20 protein-coding genes and 1 tRNA gene are annotated in these 25,763 nt (G+C 41.0%); 20 read left to right on the top strand and 1 reads right to left on the bottom strand.

Annotated elements, in window-relative coordinates; translation table 11 throughout:
- Window positions 1–193 precede the first annotated feature (193 nt).
- A complete protein-coding gene (locus tag BT112_RS05860; RefSeq protein ID WP_072316429.1) occupies window positions 194–1,597 on the bottom strand; it encodes a dipeptidase in 1,404 nt (467 codons plus the stop codon).
- Between the two features lie 195 nt (window positions 1,598–1,792).
- Between BT112_RS05860 and BT112_RS05855 the strand changes: the two genes are divergently transcribed.
- The 20 genes from BT112_RS05855 (at window position 1,793) to mobB (ending at window position 25,759) form a co-directional block, all read left to right on the top strand.
- Window positions 1,793–1,874: transfer RNA gene (locus tag BT112_RS05855), tRNA-Leu, on the top strand.
- A gap of 500 nt (window positions 1,875–2,374) precedes the next feature.
- Complete coding sequence (locus BT112_RS05850) at window positions 2,375–4,162, top strand: ParB/RepB/Spo0J family partition protein (RefSeq protein ID WP_072316428.1); 1,788 nt, start codon at window positions 2,375–2,377, stop codon at window positions 4,160–4,162.
- A 261-nt stretch (window positions 4,163–4,423) separates the two neighbouring features.
- Window positions 4,424–5,260: a DUF932 domain-containing protein gene (locus BT112_RS05845; RefSeq protein WP_072316427.1), complete on the top strand. Its 837-nt coding sequence runs from the start codon at window positions 4,424–4,426 to the stop codon at window positions 5,258–5,260.
- Window positions 5,238–5,663 (top strand): DUF6660 family protein, encoded by a 426-nt coding sequence (locus BT112_RS05840; protein ID WP_083564804.1) that lies wholly within the window; start codon window positions 5,238–5,240, stop codon window positions 5,661–5,663. Before BT112_RS05845 ends, BT112_RS05840 begins: the two co-directional genes overlap by 23 nt.
- A 119-nt stretch (window positions 5,664–5,782) precedes the next feature.
- Window positions 5,783–10,204 (top strand): CusA/CzcA family heavy metal efflux RND transporter, encoded by a 4,422-nt coding sequence (locus BT112_RS05835; protein ID WP_072316426.1) that lies wholly within the window; start codon window positions 5,783–5,785, stop codon window positions 10,202–10,204.
- A 6-nt stretch (window positions 10,205–10,210) separates the two neighbouring features.
- Entirely contained in the window at window positions 10,211–11,440 is a 1,230-nt protein-coding gene (locus BT112_RS05830; RefSeq protein ID WP_072316425.1) for an efflux RND transporter periplasmic adaptor subunit, read from the top strand.
- Between the two features lie 6 nt (window positions 11,441–11,446).
- Complete coding sequence (locus BT112_RS05825) at window positions 11,447–12,088, top strand: cation diffusion facilitator family transporter (protein ID WP_072316424.1); 642 nt, start codon at window positions 11,447–11,449, stop codon at window positions 12,086–12,088.
- Window positions 12,081–12,503 carry a Fur family transcriptional regulator gene (locus BT112_RS05820; RefSeq protein ID WP_015361364.1) on the top strand — a complete coding sequence of 141 codons (423 nt, stop codon included), beginning with the start codon at window positions 12,081–12,083 and terminating at the stop codon, window positions 12,501–12,503. Before BT112_RS05825 ends, BT112_RS05820 begins: the two co-directional genes overlap by 8 nt.
- Window positions 12,504–12,530: 27 nt before the next feature.
- Window positions 12,531–13,322, top strand: a complete 792-nt coding sequence (locus tag BT112_RS05815) for a cation efflux transmembrane domain-containing protein (protein ID WP_217652332.1) — start codon at window positions 12,531–12,533, stop codon at window positions 13,320–13,322.
- Between the two features lie 33 nt (window positions 13,323–13,355).
- Entirely contained in the window at window positions 13,356–15,320 is a 1,965-nt protein-coding gene (locus BT112_RS05810; protein ID WP_072316422.1) for a heavy metal translocating P-type ATPase, read from the top strand.
- Between the two features lie 77 nt (window positions 15,321–15,397).
- Window positions 15,398–15,838, top strand: coding sequence for a hypothetical protein (locus BT112_RS05805; RefSeq protein WP_072316421.1), 441 nt, complete (start codon window positions 15,398–15,400; stop codon window positions 15,836–15,838).
- A gap of 71 nt (window positions 15,839–15,909) precedes the next feature.
- The gene (locus BT112_RS05800) at window positions 15,910–17,094 is read left to right on the top strand and encodes a TolC family protein (RefSeq protein WP_072316420.1); all 1,185 of its coding nucleotides are present in this window, start codon (window positions 15,910–15,912) and stop codon (window positions 17,092–17,094) included.
- A gap of 18 nt (window positions 17,095–17,112) precedes the next feature.
- Window positions 17,113–17,403, top strand: a complete 291-nt coding sequence (locus tag BT112_RS05795) for a hypothetical protein (protein WP_072316419.1) — start codon at window positions 17,113–17,115, stop codon at window positions 17,401–17,403.
- A gap of 20 nt (window positions 17,404–17,423) precedes the next feature.
- Complete coding sequence (locus BT112_RS05790; RefSeq protein ID WP_072316418.1) at window positions 17,424–18,926, top strand: efflux RND transporter periplasmic adaptor subunit; 1,503 nt, start codon at window positions 17,424–17,426, stop codon at window positions 18,924–18,926.
- 12 nt (window positions 18,927–18,938) lie between these two features.
- Window positions 18,939–22,022 carry an efflux RND transporter permease subunit gene (locus BT112_RS05785; protein ID WP_072316417.1) on the top strand — a complete coding sequence of 1,028 codons (3,084 nt, stop codon included), beginning with the start codon at window positions 18,939–18,941 and terminating at the stop codon, window positions 22,020–22,022.
- Between the two features lie 780 nt (window positions 22,023–22,802).
- Window positions 22,803–23,147 carry a single-stranded DNA-binding protein gene (locus BT112_RS05775; protein WP_072316415.1) on the top strand — a complete coding sequence of 115 codons (345 nt, stop codon included), beginning with the start codon at window positions 22,803–22,805 and terminating at the stop codon, window positions 23,145–23,147.
- A gap of 75 nt (window positions 23,148–23,222) precedes the next feature.
- A complete protein-coding gene (locus tag BT112_RS05770; RefSeq protein WP_072316414.1) occupies window positions 23,223–23,672 on the top strand; it encodes a JAB domain-containing protein in 450 nt (149 codons plus the stop codon).
- Window positions 23,673–23,683: 11 nt separating this feature from the next.
- Entirely contained in the window at window positions 23,684–23,881 is a 198-nt protein-coding gene (locus BT112_RS05765; RefSeq protein WP_072316413.1) for a hypothetical protein, read from the top strand.
- Window positions 23,882–24,314: 433 nt separating this feature from the next.
- The gene (locus BT112_RS05760; RefSeq protein WP_175545754.1) at window positions 24,315–24,716 is read left to right on the top strand and encodes a BfmA/BtgA family mobilization protein; all 402 of its coding nucleotides are present in this window, start codon (window positions 24,315–24,317) and stop codon (window positions 24,714–24,716) included.
- Between the two features lie 11 nt (window positions 24,717–24,727).
- A complete protein-coding gene (gene mobB, locus BT112_RS05755; protein WP_072316412.1) occupies window positions 24,728–25,759 on the top strand; it encodes a MobB family relaxase in 1,032 nt (343 codons plus the stop codon).
- Window positions 25,760–25,763: the final 4 nt, after the last annotated feature.

Raw genomic sequence — 25,763 nt, 5'->3', positions numbered from 1 at the left:
ATATATGAACGGTGTAATGTCTGCCGATCCCCGATCCCGTGCGGAATAGTACTATTCCGTATCCGGATCTTGTTTTTCAGGACATGAACGGTACCAGAACCTCAGACGGTACTAAACATAATTATACAACAGGAACAAAGCGGCTGGTAAAACCCCCGGCCGCTTTGTTTTCTGATGGTTCAGTGGTATATTCTTATGCGCCTTGCTCTGCCAGGTACAACGTGGTAAAGTATTTGTAAAACAGCGGAATAGTCTCTATACCTTTTAGGTAATTAAAGAGGCCGAAATGCTCATTGGGTGAATGTATAGCATCGGTATTGAGTCCGAAGCCCATCAGTATGGTCTTGCTGTGAAGTTTTTTCTCGAACAGGGAAATAATAGGGATACTCCCACCACTGCGTTGTGGGATCGGTAAAATCCCGAACGTATCGTTATAAGCCTTGCTGGCTGCCTGGTAACCGATATTGTCAATAGGGGTTACATAAGCCTGCCCGCCATGATGTGGTTTTACCAGTACTTTTACGCCCTTCGGGGCGATACTTTCGAAATGCTTCTTGAATAATTCCGTAATTTCCGTCCATTCCTGGTCCGGCACAAGCCGCATGGAAATTTTAGCAAATGCTTTGGAAGGAATCACGGTTTTGGCGCCTTCACCCGTATAGCCTCCCCATATACCGTTTACGTCGAGTGTCGGTCTTATGGAGTTACGTTCGTTGGTCGTATATCCCTGTTCGCCATATACGTCATCGATGTCAAGCGTATTTTTATATTTTTCCAGGGAAAACGGTGCTTTAGCCATTTCGGCACGTTCTTCGGCAGAGATATTTTCTACTTTGTCATAAAATCCCGGTATGGTAATATGATTGTTTTCGTCGTGCAGGGAAGCGATCATTTTGGTCAGAATATTTATCGGGTTGGCCACAGCTCCGCCGTAAAGACCGGAATGCAGGTCTCTGTTGGGACCGGTGACTTCCACTTCCACATAACTCAGTCCCCGTAATCCTGTTGTAATAGAAGGCTGCTCATTACTGATCATTCCGGTGTCTGAAATGAGGATAACATCATTTTTCAGCTTTTCCTGGTTACGTTCGATAAACCATCCCAGACTCTCAGAGCCTACTTCTTCTTCACCTTCTATCATGAATTTCACATTACAGGGCAGTACGTGGTTTCTGACCATGTATTCCAGGGCTTTAACATGCATATACATCTGCCCTTTGTCGTCGCAGGCCCCTCTGGCGAAAATAGCACCTTCCGGGTGAACAGCGGTTTTCTTGATCACAGGGTCAAAAGGACCGCTTTCCCAGAGATCGAGAGGGTCCGGAGGTTGTACATCGTAATGCCCGTAGACCAGTACCGTAGGCAGGTCGGGGTTAATCGTTTTCTCCGCATAAACGATAGGATAGCCCGGGGTTTCGCAGATTTCCGCATGATCACATCCGGCCTTCAGGAGACTTTCCTTTACGGCATCTGCGGTATTGAGTACATCCTGAGAAAAAGCCGGATCGGCACTTACTGAGGGGATTTTGAGGAGCTCTATAAGCTCTTCTATAAATCGTTCTTTATGTTGCTGAACGTATGATGAAATATCTTCCATGAAGTAGCGTAACTTTTATTATCTAAATCAAAAATACAAAAAAGATATTTTTTAGGGGGCGGCCGCCTTTTATTAGAAAAATAAATTATATTTGCAGCCCGATATCGTAATAGTATCGTTTTGCGGATGTGGTGGAACTGGTAGACACGCTAGACTTAGGATTAAACCAAATAAAAAGTGTTAAAATATTAAAATGCGGGCGTGGTGGAATTGGTAGACACGTCAGACTTAGGATCTGATGCCGCGAGGTGTGGGAGTTCGAGTCTCCCCGCCCGCACAAAAGCCGAAGAGAAATCTTCGGCTTTTTTCATTTGAAAATAGTGGCTAAAAATAGGGCAGGTACAACATAGGTACAACATTTTGCTTTTTTTTGGTGCTAATATAAAATGATATGCTTTTTAATTTTTTGACATTAAGTGCTATGAAAAACTCTTTATTTCAATAAAGTCTAGCGTTTTTTTATCATTCTATTCAAAAAACATTCTCTTTCAGTTACTTTACTCTTGTCCCAAAAAAAGCATAAATATGGGACAAATTCTTGTATTTAAACATCTACATTCTTCAACGAATAAAAGTTAGAATTGAGCATACTTTAGGGTGAAGTTTATTATCATACAATATTACCGCAAGTTAAACTCGTAAAATACTTCCATCAAAAGACTACGGCATAAAGCCAACGCTTCTTCCACTACTCATTTATTCCGTTTCCTTTTGAGCCAAGATTTTATCTTCCGTTTGGTTTCTGCTCAAATATTGTTTAATCAAAAATTTGAGTATATGACAACAAAAGCGAGTACCACAAAAAAGCGCAGTCGAACAAAAGTAGCTGCCAAAAAAGAAGTGAACGGAAAAAAAGTCCAGGCACTTAAAATTGAGAATCTGCCTATTGCAAAAGTCAAACCCGACCCGATGCAACCCAGAAAAACGTTTGATGAAAAGTTGCTAGAACAGCTTTCAGAAAGTATTGAGAAGCACGGCGTACTACAACCTATTACGGTAAGGAAATCCAAAAAAGATTATATCATCGTAATGGGCGAGCGTAGGTATCGTGCTAGTAAGTTAGCTGGCAAGAAAACGATACCCTGTATTGTAAGAACGTATAAGGACGATGATGTTCTGGAAATTCAAATTATTGAAAATCTACAAAGACAGGATGTTGAACCTACCGAAGAGGCCGAAGCAATTGCCTTTCTGAGTAAAAAGTATGCACCTGCTGAAATTGCAAAGCGATTGGGCAGAACAGACAACTTTATAAGACAACGCCTAAAGCTGGCAGGATTGATAGAGGGCTTTAAGCACTTTGTCCGCAATGGCGAAATGACCATTTCATTGGGTGTCGGTGTCGCACTTTTTGAACCCGAAGAACAGCAAATGATGTTGGAAACGATGGGCGAAGATTTTAATGCACACCAGATAAATAGGATGATTAAGGACCAGACCTATGATTTGGAAAAAGCATCCTTTGATGTCGCAGATAAAGAGTTAGTGCCACAAGCTGGGTCTTGTGTAGAATGTCCGTTCAATGCAGCAAATCAAGGAAATCTGTTTGGTGAAGATAAAATGGTCTGTACCAAGTCAGCTTGTTTTGAGACCAAGAAAACGAAGTCTTTCTTGAACCTGATTGAGAAATCGAAGAAAGAAAACATCTTGTTAATTCCTGAAATACGACGGTATTGGGCAGACGATGAGAGTAACCAGCTCACTATATCCCAACTGGAAAAGAATGGATTGAAGGTCTATTTGCTGAATGATGTTGAAATAATTGAAAATCCGATTGAGCCAACAATTGATGACATCAAAACAGAGTATCAACATTACGAACTTTCTGATGATGAATTAAAAAGAAAATTACGGGAAGCTGTACAAGATTATGAAGAAGAATTAGAAATATATTTTTCAGCTCAAGAGAATGGATTTGTAAGCGGTATCGTATTCCATCCTGAAACATACCAAAATAAAGAAGTTTATGTAAAGGTCATAGAGAAACCTAAAAATAAATCAAATGATTATTCGGCACCATTGACTGATAGGAAAATGGCGGATTGTACCCCTGAAGAACAAATCGTTAAAATCAACAAAAGGGAAATTCGTAAGAAGCAAATTGACAACAACAAGCAGTTTGAAGAAGTTGTTCAAATGATTAGAGAGACCAAATATATCAATACCAAGAAAACACTATCGGTAGATGAAATGGTTGCTTTTTCAATATCACTTTTTGAAAATAATGTGGATTATATGAGCCAACAAAAATACTTTTCTGGATTGTTGGGCGATACTTCAAAGATGACCAAAGTTGAAATTGTCGAGAATTTCAAGAAGAAATTCAAAAAAGAAATCTTTCATAAGCTGATACGGTATATGCTCACCAAGCAAGTGCATTTTGGCGAAAGCAATCACGTTAATAATCTGACGAACATTTCATTCTACAATGCGTTGCAAGGATTTTACAAATCCAAGATTGCCGGTATTGAAAAGGAATACGCTGAAAAAAGAAGCAAGCGTGAAGGACGTTTGAAAGAGCGAATAGGAGTTCTTGAAAAGAAAATTCAGGAACTCAACGAGTAGCTTTTGTTGTTCTGAAGAAGGGTCGGCATTCGTGCTGGTTCTTCTTCTTTTTTATTCTAATACTGTATTGGCGATGAGAGCTAAAAAATAGAGAGTTATCAATCAATATCAACGCAAAGGTAAACTCGTAAAATACACCCATCAAAAGACTACGGCATAAACCGTTCGTACCTTCACTATTTATTCCGTTTCCTTTTGAGCTGAGATTTTAGCTTCCGTTTGGGTACTGCTCAAATATTGTTTAATCTAAATTCAAAAGCTATGTATTTACAAAATTTGCAACTGGACAACATCTTCGTACCATCAGAAATGAAATCGTTAAAAACCTTGACACAGATGGAATCACGACGTGGACTTGAAAACGTCATAATTTCCAATGGAAAAATTGTCAATGTAGTATCGAACAGCTATGGCCACATTCCGAATCAATTGTTCTTCAAGCAAGCCGAAGAAATGCTAACCGATGCACAACTGAATTTCCACAAACGCACTATCAATAAAAATGATAGGTCGTTCATTACCGACTTCATAATCGATGATAAAAGCCAGTTTACAGTAAAGAACGATAAGGATTTAATACTGCCGATGCTTCGGTTCAAGAACTCGTATGACGGTAGTGAAAAGACCTCTGGCCACTTTGGCTTTTACAGAGAAATATGTTCTAACGGATTGCACGTCTCTAAGGCGGAAATAGAGTTTTCCATAAAGCATAGTAAGAATAATACGCACCTTATTATGCCGAGATTGAACAACCTCTTCGATAAATTTCTGGACAATGAGTTTTACACCATTACCAAGAAATTCGACAAGATGAAGGAATTTAAAATCATCGACACACAAGAATTTGTGAAAGCGATTCTTGACAGAACGAAATTGTTCAGATATGAATGTAGCGACAAGAATAGCGACCCTTCAAAAAAGTCTCGTGAGGTCATAGAAATCTTGAACTACGAAGCCTTGCTACTGAATGAAGAACCAAATCTGTGGTTAGGTTACAATGCATTCAATTCAGTACTTCATAACGTTTTGAAGAAAAGCTTCGGCCAACAAGAACGGTTAGATAAAAAGCTGTTTGATGAAGTCTATGCTATGGCATAAAGTTAATATAGGTTTGTCCAGTACCTCAAACTGGATTTTTTCTGCCTTACCATTTTGCAACACAGTTGCACCAAAATATTTTTATCTTTGCATTGTGAAAGTTGTAGCAATCATTTTATCGTTTTATTTCTTGGCACTCAATGTAGTGCCTTGTAGCGATGCGGCAAATAGAGCTGATGATACCCAAGTAGTTACAGTAATCGATATTGATGGCGACCACGACCAAGACTGTGAGTTATGCTCGCCTTTCTGTCAATGCCATTGTTGTCACGTTCACACGATAAATTTTGGGCTTGTTGCATTTCAACCGCTACAGCCTGCTATTCCTCAAGAATTCTTTGCCCATTTCGATGACCTTGGCAAAGATATTCCCCATTCCCTTTTTCAGCCACCTCGGGCATAATTCAGTTTTCATAAGATAACTATATCCTTTTTTGAAGTTTTCCTAATGGGAATGCTCAACTATGTTTTTGCTACGCGAAAACGCAAACTCGTTTTTTAACTGAATTAATACATTAATCTATGATTAACAGAATCATTGATTTTTCAATCAATAACAAATTCATCATTGGTCTGTTCACGTTGACTCTTATAGGAGTTGGCATTTGGTCAATGGCAACAGTAAACCTTGGGTCTGTCCCAGATATTACCAATAATCAGGTGCAGGTCATCACGCAATCGCCCAATCTAGGAACGGAAGATATTGAACAGTTCGTAACCTATCCCGTAGAACTATCTATGGGTAATTTACCAGGCGTTACAGAAATAAGATCTATCTCACGCTTTGGCCTTTCCGTAGTTACTATCGTTTTTGAAGACGATATGGGAACCTATCTTCCTCGACAGCTGGTACAGGAAAAACTAAACGAACTGGGCGAATCTATCCCTGAAAAATTTGGAAGTCCATCTATGGGTCCCATCTCTACTGGTTTAGGTCAAATCTATGAATACACTATAAAGCCAGAGGAGGGTTTTGAAAACAAGTATTCGCCTATGGAACTGCGCACCGTGCAAGATTGGGTTATCAAACGACAACTCACATTACTGGAAGGCGTGGTAGAGGTCAACTCTTATGGAGGCAGTATTAAACAGTACGAGGTCGCTGTCAACCCAGATAAGTTGAATAGTTTGGGTATTAGTATTTCACAAGTGTATGAGGCTCTCGCTCGGAACAATGTGAATACAGGCGGTGCTTACATAGAAAAAAATAAAATGTCAAATTTCATAAGAGGTGAAGGTCTTATTCGCTCTTTGGAAGACATTAAAGATATTTCGATTATTAACGAGGGCAACATTCCCGTAACTATTGGAGATGTTGCAACACGCGTCCATTTTGGGAATCAGGTACGTTATGGTGCTTTTACGCAAGACGGTAAGGAAGCCGTGGGAGGAATAATAATGATGCTAAAAGGTTCAAACCCTAATGCGGTTATTCAAAATGTTAAGAATCGTATGGCAGAAATTGAAAAATCCCTGCCAGAAGGTCTCACTATCGCCCCTATCATTGATCGTAGTGAGCTAATTGCCAGAACGACCGATACCGTTAAAACCAATTTACTGGAAGGCGCCCTAATCGTGATATTTGCCCTTGTTTTATTGTTGGGTAGTTTAAGAGGTGGCATCATAACGGCCACGACCATACCGTTGTCCTTGCTTTTTGCCTTTATATTAATGAAGCAATTTAATGTATGGGCAAACTTAATGAGCTTGGGAGCTATAGACTTTGGGATTATTATAGATGGTGCCGTGATTATTATAGAAGGAACGGTGTATGAGATCCAAAAACGGATTAGGTCTGGAAAGCTAAAATTCAATCAAGGCGTAATGGATAAAGTAGCCTATGATGCCGGAACCACGATGATGGGTTCTGCTTTTTTCGGGCAGATCATTATCCTTATAGTTTTTACACCTATACTTTTCCTTACAGGTGTAGAAGGTAAAATGTTCAAACCGATGGCATACACCTTTGGTTTTGCTATGATAGGTGCAATTATTCTGTGTCTTACCTATGTCCCAATGATGTCTGCGCTTTTTATGAAACCAGTTCAAAACACCAAAAGCTGGTTTGGCAAATTTGAGCGTTGGCTTGAAAAGATAAGTGATAAAATTATTGGTGCTATACATAGTGCTTATAAGCCATTATTAAAAGGTGCACTGCGGCTTAAGCTTATCGTGTTATCATCTTCTGCTGTTCTACTTATTATTGCTGGTTTTATATTTTCTAATATGGGTGGAGAATTTGTGCCGCAGCTCGATGAAGGAGATATAGCAATGCAGGCGTTTATAAGACCAGGAAGCTCGCTCACAGAATCCATTGAAGTTTCAAAGAAAATAGAAACTATCCTATTAGAAAATTTTCCTGAAATTAAAACGGTAACAGCACGTATAGGTGTGGCAGATATACCTACAGATCCTATGCCTATGGATATTGCAGATATGTACATCATTCTCAATAAGGATATGGACGAGTGGACAACTGCTTCTACTAAAGAAGGTTTGATTGAAGCCATAAGGGATAAACTGGATGATGAACTCGTCGGGGTTAATTTATCATTTACCCAACCGGTCGAATTAAGATTTAATGAGCTTTTAGAAGGCGTAAGAGAGGATATTGCAGTAAAGCTATATGGCGAAGATTTAGAGGTGTTATCAGACAAGGTTCAGGAAATGGCAGCTATTATAAAGACCGTTCCTGGCGCGGGCGATGTGAGTGCAGAACGTACAGCTGGACTACCACAAATGACCGTAAAGTTCAGACGAGATAAAATGGCGCAATATGGACTGGATATTCAAAAAGTAAATGATTACATAAGTACTGCTTTTGCAGGTGGTACCGCTGGCGTCATTTTTGAAGGCGAGAAACGATTTGATCTGGTGGTACGATTTGATGAAAGCCATAGAAAAAGTATTGATGACCTGCGCACGATGTACATCGATCTTAAGGATGGAAGCCAGGTACCCATTATTGAAATAGCAGAGATTGAATACGTGCCTGGACCTATGCAAATCTCACGTGACAATACGTATAGAAGAACCTATGTAGGTGTAAATGCACGAGGCAGAGATGTGGAGTCTGTTGTAAAAGATATACAACAAAAGTTAGATGAAGAACTGGACTTGCCATCAGGATATTATATTACCTATGGTGGAGAGTTTGAAAACCTACAAAGCGCTAAGGATCGTTTAACAATTGTTGTGCCCATCGCCCTGTTCTTGATATTTGTACTGTTATACTTTGCCTTAAAATCCTTTTCACAATCGCTAATGATTTACATCGCGATACCCTTGGCGGCCATTGGTGGTGTGTTTGCTTTATGGCTTCGAGATATGCCATTTAGTATTTCGGCAGGTGTAGGATTTATTGTGCTATTTGGTGTCGCAGTTCTTAACGGGCTGGTACTTATTAACCGATTTAATTCTTTAAAGGAAGAAGGTGTTACAAGCATAAAGGATAGAATATTTCAAGGGACTAAAGAACGTATTCGCCCCATTATGCTCACGGCTACCACAGATATTTTTGGGTTTTTACCTATGGCATTTTCCACATCAGCCGGTGCAGAGGTGCAACAACCGCTCGCTACGGTAGTTATTGGTGGGATGCTTACGGCCACCCTACTCACGTTGATAGTACTTCCTGTACTCTATATCTTTATAGAAAAGCGACGTGAGCGCAAAGACCAGAACAAGATTGGTTCGTTTAATCCGCAAGCATTGACCACGATTTTAATACTTGGTTTTATGTTAGGTGGTACCGCTTTGGCGAAAGCGCAACAAACACAAGCACCTGTGCCAGACCTCATTGTTCAGGATAGCATTACACGCATTACCTTATCTCGGGCTGTAGAAATTGCCAAAGAGAATTATCCAGCACTCAAGACGAGCCAACTCGAAATAGAAAGACAGAGCGCACTCACGGGCAATGCCTATGACTTCGGTAATACTAAAGTATTTACAGGTGGCGAAGAAGTGGCAGATGGTCAGGGCATTTATACCTTGATAGGTATCGGTCAACAAAATATTGATCTATTGGGAATAGGTGCCAAAAAACGCTTGCAACAACAACGCATCCAGTTAGCCGAAACAGCTTTTGACCTATCTGAAATCCAGATAGAACTGGAAGTCAAAAAAGCCTGGTCAGAAGCTTTTCAGGCAAAGAAGAAATTTGTTCTTTATCGAGAACTGGACAGCATTTATGGTCAATTTGCACAATCTGTAGAACTCAATTTTGAAGTCGAAGCCATTTCGAGACTGGAATATGCTGCTGCGCGCAATCAAGCGTTACAGATAACCAACAGGTTTCAGCAGGCAGAAACAGATTATTTAATCGCATTACAAAAACTCAATCTTTGGTTGACACCAGATACGATGTACACCGTAGCTGATGAATTTGAAGCTACCGAAATTTCGGTGTTAGAGACTGATGATACATTGGATGAACATCCCGAGTTATCGCTTTCGCGAAAGCGTATAGACGAAGCACAAGCAAGCTATGATGCAGCAAGGGCAAGCTTACTGCCCCAGTTTAATCTGCAAGGTGGCCTGCAACGTGTAAATGGCGATAGTGGTTTCTACACCTATCAGGCAGGGATTTCCATACCGCTGTTTTCTGGCCCAGACCGCAGCCGCGCAAAAGCTGCTAAACTGGATGCACAGATTGCAGAAACCAATGCCGCATTCAAACAACGCGAGCTGCAATCCCAATATACACAAGCACAGCAAAATTATACACGATGGCGAGATACTTGGTTTTTCTATAAAACCGAAGCTCTGCCACTTGCCATAGACCAGCGCAAAGGCGCATTGCTCGCCTACAAAGAAGGTGCGCTTGATTATGCAGCATTCACGCAAATTATACGTGATGCCATACAGACCGAAATGGATGCACTGGACGCACTCGATAATTATTTAGAAGCCTTGTTTAAACTACAATATTTCCAAAACTAAAAAAAGATGAAAAAATTAAAATATATACCGATTACCACAATGCTTATGGCATTGACATTATTCAGCTGTGGCGAGTCAAAAACTGAAGATGGCCACGATGAAGCCACCCATTCTGAAACAGAAGAAAATCACTCTGAAGGGGAAGATGAAGAAGATAATATGGAAGGCGAAGCTAAGGAAGTAATGCTCACGGCACAGCAGTTTGAAGCCTTACAGATGGAAATTGACACGCTCTCACAACGTTATATGAGCGGTTATGTAGAAGCAAATGGCACGCTGGAAGTACCACCCCAAAACGAAGCATCCATTACCGCCATAACAGGAGCAAATGTGGCATCCATAGAAGTAATAGAAGGTGATGAAGTGAAAAAAAATCAAGCGGTTGCCTATCTCTCACATCCCAGCATCATACAGATACAGAGCGATTACTTAAATGCACACAGCAACAGTCGGTTTTTAAAACAAGAATACGAACGTCAAAAAAGGCTTTATGAAGCTGGTGTGGCATCTGGTATGAATTTCCAAAAGGCAACGGCAGACTATCAGTCATCTACCGCAATGGTAAACGGGCTGGAAGCACAATTGCGACAGTACAACATCAATGTGAATGGCGTGCGCAATGGCACTATCTACCAGCGTGTTGCATTGCGCAGTCCCATTGCAGGGGTTGTAGAAAAAGTTTTTATAAAAACTGGACAATATGTGGAGCCACAGACCAACCTAATGGAAATAGTAGATACAGACCACGTACACGCAGATTTAATGGTTTTCGAAAAAGATGTTGATAGGGTAAAAAAAGGTCAACAAGTACGATTTAGCGTTCAATCAAGACCAGGAACGGAACTCGTTGCCGAAATTTATTCAGTAGGAAAAACCTTCGAGCAAGATCCCAAAGCGGTGCACGTACACGCAGAAATTGAGAACAAAGGTGGTGGTCTTATCCCAGGAATGTACATTAAAGGTAGGATTGAAGTTGATAACGATGAAACCGCTGAAACCGCATTACCAGAAAGTGCCATTATTACAGAAGGTGGTAGGGACTATGTGTTTAAAGCGCAAAGGGAAGGCAACACTTGGAGTTTTATACCAGTAGAAGTCACTACGGGCGAGAAGGATGGTGACTGGATAGCCATACGTTTTTTTGAAACCCCAGACCCAAATACTCATTTTGCCTTTAATAATGCCTATTACCTTATGGGAGAGATGAAAAAAGGGGAACTTGGTGACGATGATTAAAATGGAATGAAAGAAAAAAGAAAGAAAAACTTAAAAGTAGCAAGAACCTTACAGATTTGGAACGTCATCTACGATGTTATTGAAGTTGCGGTCTCGCTTATTGCTGGATTTACGGCAAATAGTTCGGCTCTGATAGGTTGGGGATTGGACAGCACGATTGAAGTGGTTAGTGCGGGAACATTAGGCTGGCGACTATACGGCGAGATTAAAGGTATCGATGAAGAAAAAGTAAAACGAAGACAAAAAATCACGTTAAACGTAATTGCAGTTTCCTTTACGCTCATCTGTATTTTCATTTCCTACGATTCCATTACAAAGCTTATAAATAAAGAAACCGCAAACTGGAGCACGATGGGACTGATTATATTATTGGTTTCCCTGGTTGTAAATCCTATCCTGATCTATTTCAAAAGAAAGTATGGAAAGAAATTAGACAGTCCAGCCTTGCTGGCTGATGCTAAAGACACCTTTATTTGCTTATACCAAACCGTGGTCGTACTTATAGGATTGCTATTGGTCAACTGGTTAGGCTGGTGGTGGGCAGATCCTGTGGCGGCATTACTTATCGTTCCGTACGCTGCAAAAGAAGGCTATGAAGCCTACAATAAAGCTAAAAATATCAATTATAACACCGCACAAAATGACTGAAATTGAAAAAACATTAAATGACCATAACGTGCGTCCCACCGCAATGCGCATCTTGATTTATAAGTATATGGCCGATAGGGATGCCGCCATCGCCCTGACTGATATTGAGAATGCTTTCGCAAAAGCGGATAGAACCACATTGTACCGAACCCTAAAAACGTTTGAAGAAAAAAACGTGGTGCATCACATAGATGACGGAACTGGAATCTCTAAATACGCACTTTGTGAAGAAGGCTGTAATTGTGAAATAGAACAGGATTTGCATTTACATTTTCATTGCACTAACTGTGACGAAACAGTTTGTTTAACGGAACAAAAAATCCCGCATATCAATTTGCCAGATGGATATTTGGCAGAGGATGTTAATCTCGTGGTTACGGGAATATGCGAAAAATGCAGCAGTAATTTACTTTAATAAACAAACGAACAAATTAGATTGATTTTGAAAAAAAGCACTTTTATAATAACTAAAATGGACTGCCCTTCAGAAGAGCAGATGATTCGGATGAAGTTAGAGTCTTATGCTCAAGTAAAACACTTGGATTTTGATATTCCAAACAGAAAATTGGAAGTATATCACGTGGACGACGTCAAGGCGATAAAAACGTCTATAGCCAGCTTAAAACTTGGGGATTCCTTAGAAGGATCCACAGAAGCCGAACCACCCGTAATGGAAGACCAATCCAAACAAAAAAGAATCCTATGGTGGGTCTTGGGCATCAACTTTGGCTTTTTCGTTATCGAAATGACCACCGGTTGGATTTCTTCTTCGATGGGTCTTGTGGCAGACTCATTAGATATGCTGGCAGATTCCATCGTATATGCATTAAGCCTATTTGCGGTAGGCGGTGCCATTTCAAGAAAAAAGAAGGTTGCGAAATACAGCGGATACTTTCAGATGGCATTGGCAACACTTGGGTTTGCAGAGGTCTTGAGAAGGTTTTTTAGCAATACCGAAACACCCTTGTTTCAATGGATGATTATCGTTTCAATTTTCGCATTGGCAGGTAATTTGATATCGCTCTGGCTCATCAACAAGGCAAAGAGTCAAGAGGCTCATATGCAGGCAAGTGCCATTTTTACATCCAATGATATTATTGTTAATGGTGGTGTTATAGTAGCTGGGGTGCTGGTTTATTTTCTGAATAGTAAATGGCCCGATTTAGTGATTGGCGGCATCGTTTTCACTTTTGTAATGCGCGGTGCATTGAGAATATTGAAATTATCGAAGTAGTTTTTAAAATGATATCAAACTTGATTAGAACATATGAAAAAGAAAAAAATAAACTTACGTGACTTAGAACCAAAAAAACAACAAGGCGAGCACAGTCACGACGATGGCCATAACCATAGCAGCCCTGAAGAAATTTCAAATTTTAGAACCTATCTACCGGCTATTTTCAGCTTTGTGATGTTGATAGCCGGAATCGCTATTGATTACTTTGATGCGTTTCCTTTCTTCAAAGGATGGATTCGCGTAGTATGGTACACGGTAGCCTATATCCCTGTAGGTTTTCCGGTGATAAGAGAAGGCTGGAAAAGTATTAAAAATGGTGATTTTTTTACGGAATTCTTCTTAATGTCCATAGCCACTTTAGGTGCATTTGCCATTGGCGAATATCCCGAAGGTGTTGCCGTAATGCTGTTTTATGCTGTGGGCGAACTCTTCCAAAATGCGGCCGTTAACCGTGCGAAAGGAAATATAAAAGCCTTACTCGATGTAAGACCCAATGAAGCTTTGGTTTATCGTGATGGCGACTTTGTTTCAGTAAATCCCGAGACTGTTGAAATTGGCGAAAAGATACAGGTACGTGTAGGCGAAAAAGTTCCGCTTGATGGTATTCTGCTTTCTGAAAAGGGTTCTTTTAATACTGCTGCCTTGACAGGCGAAAGCAAACCTGATACGATTGCTAAAGGCAATACTGTTTTTGCCGGAAGCATTAATCTTGATGGCGTAATCGAAATCGAGACGACCAAGGAATTCAAGGATAGTTCCATTGCACGAATTCTGGATATGGTGCAGAATGCAACCGCCAAAAAATCAAAGACCGAACTGTTCATTAGAAAATTTGCAAGGATTTATACGCCTATCGTTGTATTCCTTGCCATCGGACTGACGTTTCTACCTTACTTTTTTGTAGATGATTATGTGTTTAGGGATTGGCTCTATCGAGCATTGATATTCCTCGTGATTTCGTGTCCTTGTGCGTTGGTCATCTCTATTCCTCTCGGCTATTTTGGCGGTTTGGGTGCGGCATCGCGCAATGGTATTCTTTTTAAAGGTGCATCCTTTTTAGATGCAATGACCCAAGTAAACACGGTCGTAATGGACAAAACAGGAACCGTTACCAAAGGGGTTTTTAAAATCAAAGAAATCAATTCCATCACATTTGAGGAAGCCGAATTTATGAAATACCTGATGGCAATGGAAGAGCAATCTACCCATCCTATTGCAAAAGCGATTCTCGAATACAAAGCAGACGGTTCGGATTACGAGGCGACCGATGTTTCAGAAGTTGCAGGAAAAGGTTTAAAAGGAACGGTCAATGGTAAAACGGTATTGGTAGGTAATAAAGCTTTGATGACCTCAAATGGCATAGAAGTCCCCTCGGAAACAGATGGTATTGTAGAATCCATCGTAATGGTATCCATTGATGGAAATTTTGCAGGTTATGTAACCATTGCAGATGAACTAAAGGATGATGCGCACCAAGCCATTAAACAAATTCGAGATTCCGGAATTTCAAAAATTATAATGCTATCAGGCGACAAGGACTCTATTACACAGCAAGTTGCAAAAGAGTTAAATATTGATTGGGCGAAAGGTGGATTGTTGCCTGAAGATAAACTCAATGAAGTTGAAGAGCTCAAAAAACAACCCGAAACCAAAGTAGCATTTATTGGCGATGGTATTAACGATGCACCCGTTTTGGCAGCAAGTGGTGTAGGTATTGCGATGGGTGGTTTAGGAAGCGATGTCGCCATCGAAACAGCCGATGTTATCATACAGACCGACCAACCCAGTAAGATTGCAAGAGCGATTAAAATTGGTCGTTCAACGCGAAGAATTGTCTGGCAGAATATTGGGCTTGCCTTTGGCGTAAAGGTTATTGTCCTCATTCTCGGTGCAGGTGGATTAGCCACGATGTGGGAAGCCGTTTTTGCTGATGTTGGTGTTGCTTTATTGGCTATTCTCAATGCTGTTCGATTGCAGAAAATGAAGTGGAACTAATTATTGTCCAAGTTATATTTTGATTTCAAGTCTTAAAACTCTAAAAATATACTCAAATTTCATTAGTTTTGTATTTGATGCAAAAACCAAATAAAATAGCGGCATTTTTCTTTTTAGGCTTGTTTAGCCTATTGATGTTGCATCAGGCTTTTCCACATTTGCATCATCAGCACGAGGAAACGCATTCCCATTCAGATATTGCCCATACTGGCGAACATCATCATCACGATGACAGTTCTCACGAAAAGAAAGAATCACCATACGGTTTCTTTGGATTTTTTATGGATATGCACGTTCATTCAACGGTTTCCAGCGATATTGTTGTACTTAAAAGGAATACTGTTGAGCGGCAAACTATCGTAGATGACAATGTCGTAAAACTTACTTCTGATTTTCAAGAATTTTATGTCGTTGATAATAGGCAAAACGATAAACCGCCAATTTATCATCCGCCCAATAGGCATTTTAATCCTTACCTCTCATCCCTCGATTTACGGGGCCCACCATCTTTAGGTTAATCGTTTAGGAATACCTACCGCTACGGCAGGAATCCTCTTATACTTTAAGATTAAACCTAAAACTTCAAACAATGAATAAATACATCGTATCCGCGATTTGCGGATGCCTGTTCTTCGTTAATGGTTTCTCACAGGATAAAAACATTGGGGAACTGCTAAACGTAATAGAACAGAACAATACTGAGTTAAAAGGCTATCAATCTTTCATTGAAAGCCAACAGCTCGAAAACAAGAGCACCAATAATTTACCCGACCCACAGCTTTCAGGCTATTATTTGCCCTTTGGCGATAACGTATCGGGAAATTACACCGAATATGAAATATCGCAATCCTTCGAATTTCCGACGGTTTACGGTTCACGCAGTAAATGGAACGACTTAAAGGCGATACAACTGCAAACGTCCTATGCCAAAAAGCGGCAGGAAGTTTTATTGGAAGCAAAATCGGTATTGATTGAACTCGCTTTCCTTCGAAAGCAGAAAGCTATTGAATCCGAAAGGCGAACCCAGAGCAAACAGGTTTTCGACCAGGTTCAAGAGCTGTATGATAAGGAACAAGTCGGGATTTTGGATTTGAACAAGGCGAAAATCGCTTGGATTCAAGAGCAATTCGTTGTTCAACAGATTGAAAGCGAAATCCAAATTGTACTGTCCAACCTCAGAACATTGAACGGCGGTAATTCCATTGATGGTTTTACAGAAGTTATCGATTTACCTATCGAGGTTGCTTCGGTCGAAACGCTTTGGCAAGAAAGATTAGCCAGCGACCCTTCGTTACAAGGTTTAAAGGCAGCTGAAACGGCTTCGCTTCAAAAAGTAAAACTTGAAAAAAACAAGGTGTTGCCCAATATGGCACTTGGTTACAATTACCAGGGCGTTAGCGGCAGTAATTTTTCGGGTTTTTACGGTGGTCTTTCCATTCCGTTGTGGAACAGCAAGAACAATGTAAAAGCGGCCGAGGCCGATTATGAATATCAGCAATCGAATACTCAAGTCATTACCGCTTCGCTGTATGCCCAATTTCAGGAAACATACAATCGATACGAATTGATGCTCGAAAAATACAATGAGTATCTAACCACAATGGGCAACTTAAACAGCGAACAACTGCTCTTTAAGGCCTATATGTTGGGCGAATATTCGTTTATGGATTACTATGTAGAGCTTCAGTTTTACCGCAATGCATCTGACAGAATGTTGCAGATGGAAAAAGAAATACAATTACTTCAGGCACAATTATTAAAACATACATTATAAACCTTTAAAACAAAGATTATGAAAATTTCAAAAATAATATTTGCAATAGCAATCGCATCAACATTTTTGGTAAGCTCTTGCAGGGAAACAAAAAAAGAGAGTACAGATGACCACGGTCACGAACATAATGAAGACGGAAGCCATATGCACGAGGAAGACATAGAACAAGAAGAATTTGAAGTAGGAAAAGATTCTATGGAAATGAAGACAAATGACCACGGTCACGACCACGATTCGGACGGTAACCATTTAGATGACGGTTCTGATACCCACAAACACGATGATGGTTCTGAACACAACGACCATTAAAAATCAAATACATTCAGAAGATGAAATATATAATAATTGTGCTCGCCTTTTTGGCAATGTCCTGTAATAACAAGGCAGAAGATGCACACGCACATAATGCAGATGGTAGTCACGTGGGCGAAGAAATTACACGATTGAGCCATACTATCTGGACGGATAAAACAGAACTCTTTGTTGAGTTTCCTGCGCTTATAGTGGGCAACGGCAGCAAATTCGCAGCCCACTTTACGGTTTTGGATAAACACCAACCCGTTCGGGAAGGTTCTGTAACGGTAAGATTGATAAAAGATGGTAAAGGAATCAGAAATACGGTAGATGTACCGTCATCACCAGGTATTTTTTCGCCTGCCATACAACCGAAAGAAGCTGGGAACTATCAATTGGTTTTTGAATTGACGACACCAGAGTATTCGGATAAAATTTCCATTGATGATGTAATGGTATATGCCACTACGGATGAAGCCATAAAAGCTTTAGGTATGGAAGAAGACGATGGAAGTATTTCGTTCTTAAAGGAGCAGGCTTGGAAAATCGATTTTCAGACCGCACCTGTTGTTTCTGGTAAAATCTACGATGTCATCAACACATCAGGTGTTTGGATGCCATCGCCAGGTTCAACAAAGTCCTTGGCGGCAAAATCCAATGGTGTGGTGGATTTTAAAATGGATAACCTTACAGAAGGTACAGCGGTAAAACAAGGCCAGCTGTTAATGAGCTTGAACAGTCAAGGTTTAGCTTCGAACAATTTGAGTACGGATATCGCTTCCGCGAAAGCGAAATTCCAACAAGCCAAATCGGAATATGAACGGAAGAAAGAGCTATACGAGTCTAAAATTGTCCCAAAATCTGAATTTGAGAAAGTGGAAAGCAGTTTTGAGATAGCCAGAGCTAACTATCAATCCTTGGTATCCGGTGTTTCGGGCGGAAGCAAACAAATCCGCGCCCCTTTTGATGGGTTTATCAAATCCATAACCGTTTCAAATGGCGATTATGTAGCACAAGGCGTTGCGCTGGTAAGCGTTGGAACACATCAATCCAAGGTTTTAAAAACCCAATTGGCACCCGACTACGGACTTACGATGGACAATGCACAGGGCATTTGGTATCAGGATAATGACGGCCAATGGAAGGACGTAACCGATGCAGAGGGCAAAATCCTTTCTATTGGTAAAGACGTAGAACGTGAAAACCCATTGATTTCTGTTTTCGCACAAGTAAACGCAGAGGTCGAAATGCCAGAAGGTAGCTTAACGCCCGTACAGATTGCGATGGGAAATGCTACCCAAAACACAATGATTCCCGTGAATGCTCTTTTGGAGGACTATGGCAGCTATTCCGTTATCGTTCAGCTTTCGGGCGAAAGTTTTGAAAGACGACCTGTAAAGATTGGAAAACGCAATGGCGAAAATGTAGAGATACTGGAAGGTCTGCAAGTGGGCGAAGTGGTCGTGACAACGGGAGCGTATCAAGTTAAAATGGCTTCAATGTCCGGTTCTACACCGGCACACGGTCACGAACATTAAAAACGAAGAGAAATGTTAAATAAAATATTATCAATTTCACTTCAAAACAGATTGCTCATTCTATTGGGAGCGGTTGCATTGAGCGTGTTGGGCATCTATTATGCCCGTACGATGAACGTGGATGTATTCCCAGACCTAACGGCACCTACGGTAACCATTCTTACCGAAGCGCACGGAATGGAATCTGAAGAAGTCGAAAAATTAGTAACCTATCAATTGGAAACTGCCTTGAACGGTTCGCCCAACGTGAGACGAATCCGTTCGTCATCGGCAGCAGGTATTTCCATTGTTTGGGTAGAATTTGAATGGGGAACCGATATTTACCGTGCACGCCAAATTGTAAGCGAACGCATCCCAATGGTACGAGAGAACCTACCCGAAGGAATCGGTGCGCCTACAATGGCACCTATATCTTCCATTATGGGCGAAATAATGCTCTTGGGCGTGACATCGGATAGTCTTTCGCCAATGGAATTGCGAACCTTGTCCGACTGGACCATCAGACCTCGCATAAAAGCCATTGGCGGTATTGCGAATGTGGTGGTCATTGGCGGCGATTACAAGCAATACCAAGTATTTGCCAATCCCGAAAAGATGAAGTATTACGGCGTGAGCCTATCGGAATTGGTAGAACACGTTAAGGAAGCAAATCAAAATGCGCCCGGTGGTGTCATCAATCAATATGGCAATCAGTACATCATTAAGGGAAGCGGTAGAGCCTATGCGCTGGAAGACTTGCAGGAAGCAGTACTTAGGGAAGTGAATGGTCAAACTATCAAGATTAAAGACGTTGCAACCGTACAGATTGGTGCAGCTGATAAAATTGGCGATGGTTCATTAAACGCAAATCCCGCTGTGATTCTGACTATTTCAAAACAACCCGATGTGAATACATTGGAGTTGACAGACCGACTGGATGAAGCGATTGCTGATTTAGAATCCACATTGCCAAAAGGGGTCAACATCAAAAGTCAAATTTTCAGGCAATCTGATTTCATAGATGCTTCTATTAGTAATCTAAATATGACTCTTTTAGAAGGTGCGTTTTTTGTAATGATTATCCTGTTCATCTTTTTAATGAACTGGAGAACTACCGTTATTTCCTTGCTGGCAATCCCTATTTCATTATTGGTATCCATCATTATTTTGAAATGGCTGGGTTACACCATAAATACAATGAGTTTGGGTGGTATGGCCATTGCCATAGGAGCGTTGGTAGATGATGCCATCATCGACGTGGAAAATGTATATAAACGCTTGCGTGAAAATATCAGAAAACCAAAAGCGGAGCGGGAATCGACCATAAAAGTAGTGCGTGACGCTTCAGTAGAGATACGAAGTTCCATTATCATCGCTACCTTAATTATTATCGTTTCGTTTGTTCCCTTGTTCTTTTTAAGCGGAATGGAAGGCCGATTGTTACAACCGCTCGGAATAGCCTTTGTGACCTCGGTATTGACCTCATTGGTAGTTGCCGTGACGGTCACGCCCATTCTGTGTTCCTATTTATTGGACAATGAAAAGCTTTTGAACAAGCAAGCTGAAGGTACACGTGTGGAGCGATGGTTACAAAAGCATTATGGCAACCTTTTGGAACGTGCAACACGAATTCCCAAAACCATTATTGGCCTAACTGTGATTGCCTTTCTGTTAAGTCTTTTAGTGGTCACACAGTTGGGAAGGAGTTTTCTTCCTGAATTTAACGAGGGTTCTTTAGTAATAAGTGTAGTCGGTCCACCGGGAATGTCCTTGGAAGAAAGTAATAAGACTGGAAAGTTAATAGAGACCATTTTATTGGATATGCCCGAAGTAGAGGTCGTTACTCGAAGACAAGGACGTGCAGAACTGGACGAACACGCGCAAGGTGTGAATGCTTCGGAAATCGATGTGCCCTTTGTTCTCGAAGACAAAACCAAAGAAGAATTCTTTGAAGAAGTCCGAAATAAATTGAGCATCGCACCTGGTGTTAATATCACATTAGGACAACCTATCGCACACCGAATTGACCATATGCTTTCGGGTACACGTGCCAATATTGCAATCAAGATATTTGGTTCAGATTTACAACGTTTGTTTGAAGTTGGTAAAAGCATAGAGCAGAACATTAAGGATATAGATGGACTGGCTGACGTTGCAGTTGACCAACAAATTGAAGTGCCACAAATCCGCATCAAACCCAAACGCCAGATTCTCTCGGCCTATGGAATGACGGTGGGCAATTTAATGGAGCAAGTGGATATTGCCTTTGCGGGGGAAGAAGCGGGCGAGATTTATGAAGGTCAACAGTATTTTGATTTGGTAGTACGCTATGAAAAACAGTTTCGGGACAATATTGAGAACATCAATAAAACCTTGATTAGTTTACCAAATGGCGGACAAACCACGCTGGGCGAATTGGCAACCGTTCAATCGGTAAGCAGTCCAAACACCATCAATCGGGAAGAGGTACAACGAAAGATTGTGGTCGCCGCCAATGTTCAAGGCAGGGATTTACGTGGTGCTGTTAACGAAATAAAGGAAGTCGTGGGCAACAATGTAAATATGCCAGAAGGCTACCGTGTGCAATATGGTGGACAGTTTGAAAGTGAATCCAAGGCATCACAGCTTCTCTTGATAACGGCCATCATTGCCATAGCCATCATTTTCTTGTTATTGTATTATGAATTCAAGGATGTAAAACTGGCGTTCGTAGTGTTGATTAATTTACCGTTGGCATTGATTGGTGGTATCTTGATAGTGTATTTTACTTCAGGTATCATAAGTATTGCAGCGACCATAGGTTTTATCAGTTTGTTTGGTATTGCCACACGAAATGGTATTCTATTGGTCTCACGGTATGAAGATTTGAGAAAAGAAGGAGTACACGGTTTTCAGTTAATAAAAGCTGGAGCTTTAGACAGATTAAATCCCATATTAATGACCGCCTTTACCACAGGTCTGGCATTGATACCATTGGCTCTAAAAGGTGGCGAGCCCGGTAGTGAAATCCAAAGTCCAATGGCCGTCGTAATTTTGGGAGGTTTGCTTTCAGCCACTATTTTGAATTTGGTGGTTATTCCTTGTGTGTATCAGTTGGTTCTAAAAAGGGAAAAATAGCAAACGAATTACAATTAAAAACCTTCTTGTTATGGTAGGAAGGTTTTTTTATGCATTAATTTTATAATCCCACTAAGCACATTCCCCTACATTCCACGCTCGCCTGCTGAAAAAGCAGGCAACCACTTCACTTCGGGCAAAGAGCTTCACTACAAAGGTCTTGGACACAATCCCCAATTTCAGCTTTCCATTTCGTTAACCCTTCCCGCTACGCTGGGAAGGAACACTACATTCCAGAGCCAAAATCGTGAATCAAGTCCGCTTTTTCATCGGAAAGGCATCGCCTCGATTTTCTTAACGGAATTTTCGGTGCGGTCTTCTTGAGTCCTTACTCGAAAATGCCTAAAAACCGAACCGTTGCCTTGCACATTTTAAGGGGTTTATAATGGATAAAGCCTTTGTTGTTTTTCGGGTCGTCGAAAAACAGGCAGTACATAACCAATTCTAAATTAAACCCAGCCACTCATTTCGCTTAACTGTCGGTACGCTCAAATCGCAACTGGCTTTAAAAGAATTGCTAATGCCCTTATGGAACTTGTCAAGACTATACAAGTTTTAGTGAAAAATAAGGTTTCTACTTCCTTGAATCCCGCAAAATGGCGGGATTACTACGTCGCAAACACACCTGATTTTATCCCGAAAAGTCTTGACAAAACCCACTCTATCCATTGTGCGGTGCACGAAAGAAAAGAACAAACACCCCTTAAAATTTAATCTGTTTTAAATCAATAGGGGAATTATAAATCAGTCTGTAATTAATCAGACACAAATCTTTTTATTATGAGTACTATTAAAAATCACGTACAGTTAATTGGAAACGTTGGGCAAGAACCAACAATTACGACCCTTGAAAGCGGGAAGAAAGTAGCCCGTTTTTCACTCGCAACAAACGAGTATTACAAGGACAAGAAAGGCGAAAAGCAAACGGACACCAACTGGCATACCGTAGTGGCTTGGGGCAAGACTGCTGAAATTGTAGAAAAGTATGTCGAAAAAGGCAAAGAAGTTGGCGTATCGGGAAAACTGAAAACCCGAAGCTACACAACCGAAGCAAATGAACAACGCTATGTTACCGAAGTGGTAGCCGATGAAATCTTATTGCTTGGAAGCAAAAGCGACAAGTAATCTTTAAAATTAAATAGGGCGTTCCTCTCGAAAGTTGCGCCCTCTTTTTCATTATTCACTTTAAATAGATAAACAATGAAAGCACAAGTTAACGAAATAAAAATTAGTTATAAAGGGGGTTTAAAATCTTCTAAGTGGCAGAAAATAAGCAATTCACAAGATGCGGCAGAATTGCTCTTTGAGGATTGGGATAAAGATACAATCGGCATACAAGAAACTTTCAAAGTTGTGCTGTTGAACAACAGCAACAAAGTAAAAGGTGTCTATCAACTTTCACAAGGCGGAATTACAAGTACATTGATAGACCTACGGATTTTGTTCGCAGTCATATTGAAATCCCTATCTGTAGCTATAATTTTAACCCACAACCACCCAAGTGGAAAGTTACTACCAAGTGATGAGGACAAGAGGCTAACGAACAAGATTAAAAAGGCATCAAAATTATTTGATATCACAATTCTTGACCATTTGATTTTTGCACCAAATGGGGATTATTATAGTTTTTCTGATAACGGAATTTTGTAAAATCAAAAGCTATGGTATATCTCAATTTTACAGACTTGAGCGAAGAAGCTCAAAACCGACTTTTGGAAACTTCCAAAGAAGATGTGAAACGAAAATTTGGGGATAGCATTCGCAAATACGTAAAAGAAAATTATGGTTGTTTTGAAACGATGATTGAGGAAGAAGCTCTTCGGAATTTATATTCCTATACATACGTTTTCAATATATAATTTTACCAATTTTTAAATCGAACACCTCTGAATTTTTAGAGGTGTTTTTGTATGCAATTAATATATAGTCAAGAAAAAAACGTATCTTTATATTGCTGAAATTAAGCATTCAATTTTACGTAGGGTTATCCACTTTTCGACTTTCGCCGATAACCGTACACATCGAAAATAACATATCGGAAAATCATTTTCCCTGAAAATGGCAATCGGCTCTTTAGCCGGATTGTATGGATTTTTGTCACGCTTTCGCGTGACGAAAAGGAATAGCAAGAGGGTAACACGCTCTGCGGTGTTACGTTTTTGATGTTCCTCCGGAACCCTTATATAATAAGGGTTTTGGGGCGGTGCCCGATTTGTGGTCTGGGCCTTTGGCCAAGGTTTTTCAGAAAAAACCTTGGCAGCCCAATAAAAACAAGAAAATTTTTCAGAAAAAATGGATAAAGGCTATGAAAAAGAGCGATTTGAAAAGCTGGGGATTAAAACTTCCGTGGCAAAGAAATTCAGGAAATTCTGTAGAAAAATGTCCTGTTCCCAATCGATGGGGCTGCTGCTGATGATTGATTTTTTTGAGGAGCACGGCATTTCGCCAAAGGAGTCCTTGGGGCCAAACATGCAGACGTTGGAAAGTAAAATCAAGAAACGAATCAATGCCGTCATCGCCATAATGCGCGATGTGGAAAAGACCCAGACCAAGCCCACGGTCGCAATGCTGCAATCTTTGTTTGAAGTGGACGAACCCAAAAAGAAACCGCTCATTCTGGAAAAGAAATATGCCGGGGATAAACAGAAAGAACCCAAGTTCAGGGAAAAGAAGAGCACAAATGATAAACCTTAAACCAATCTACCATGTACATTACCATCACGCCCCAGAAATTGGGAACCGACTATCCGCAAAGCTCGGCCGACTTTGTGGGCTACCTCGAAAAGGAAAATGAGGGTCTGGCCAAAGAAGATATGGAGCACTTTTTCAACCAGTACGGCGATAGAATATCGGCGGGGGAAGTTGTCAGGGAAATTGACGGCAACACCGCCAAGCTCAAAAAGAAAGAGCCCAAGTTCTATTCAATAACGGTCAGCCCCTCTAAATATGAGCTGCGGAAGCTTCAGGACAGTAGCAAGGGCCTTAAGCGCTATACCCGCGAGTTGATGAAGGATTACGTGGCCAGTTTCAACCGAGAGATCAATGGACGCCCCGTTTCGGTGGACGACATCAAATATTTTGCAAAAATAGAGCACCAACGCAGCTTTAAGGGAACGGCCAGGGAGATTCGAGAAAACCAACCTTATGCCACAAAGATTCTTCAGTTTAAAACCGAAATCCGGAACATTCAAAAAGGAACGATGGAAGGCAATATCAAAAAACGACAAAAGGAAATAGCCAAGCTCGAAAAGGAAGCACCGCACCAACAGAACGGCAAGCGCATCGTTCAGGGAATGAAGAAAGCGGGTAACCAGAGCCATATCCATATCATCGTCAGCCGAAAGGATGCTTCCAACACCTTTAGCCTGTCCCCGGGCAGCAAGCACCGGGCATCCCAAGTGGAGATGCACGGCAAGGTGGTGAAGCGAGGCTTCGACCGTGATCGGTTCTTTGAACGTGCGGAGCAGACGTTCGATAGGGCGTTCGGTTACAAACGTAACTATGCCGAGACCTATAGGGCAAAAAAGAACTTTGTGCAACACCCGAAACTTTACTTTGCTGCCCTTATGAACCTGCCGGCCAACGAGCGGGCCATGGCCTTTAAGATCATCGGCAAGTCGGGGGCGCCAATGCTGCCCAGTATCCCCACCAGTCAGGCTCAAATGGCATTGCGGATATTCAAACGGTTGCGACGAGGCGCGGAAATCGCCGTGAAATCAAGCTCAATAGGAATCTAAAATC

The organism is Sinomicrobium oceani (assembly GCF_900119185.1).
GTDB classification, from domain to species: Bacteria; Bacteroidota; Bacteroidia; order Flavobacteriales; family Flavobacteriaceae; genus Sinomicrobium; species Sinomicrobium oceani.
The sequence above is the reverse complement of the archived record's forward strand: the minus strand, read 5'-3'. Positions and strand labels throughout refer to the sequence as shown.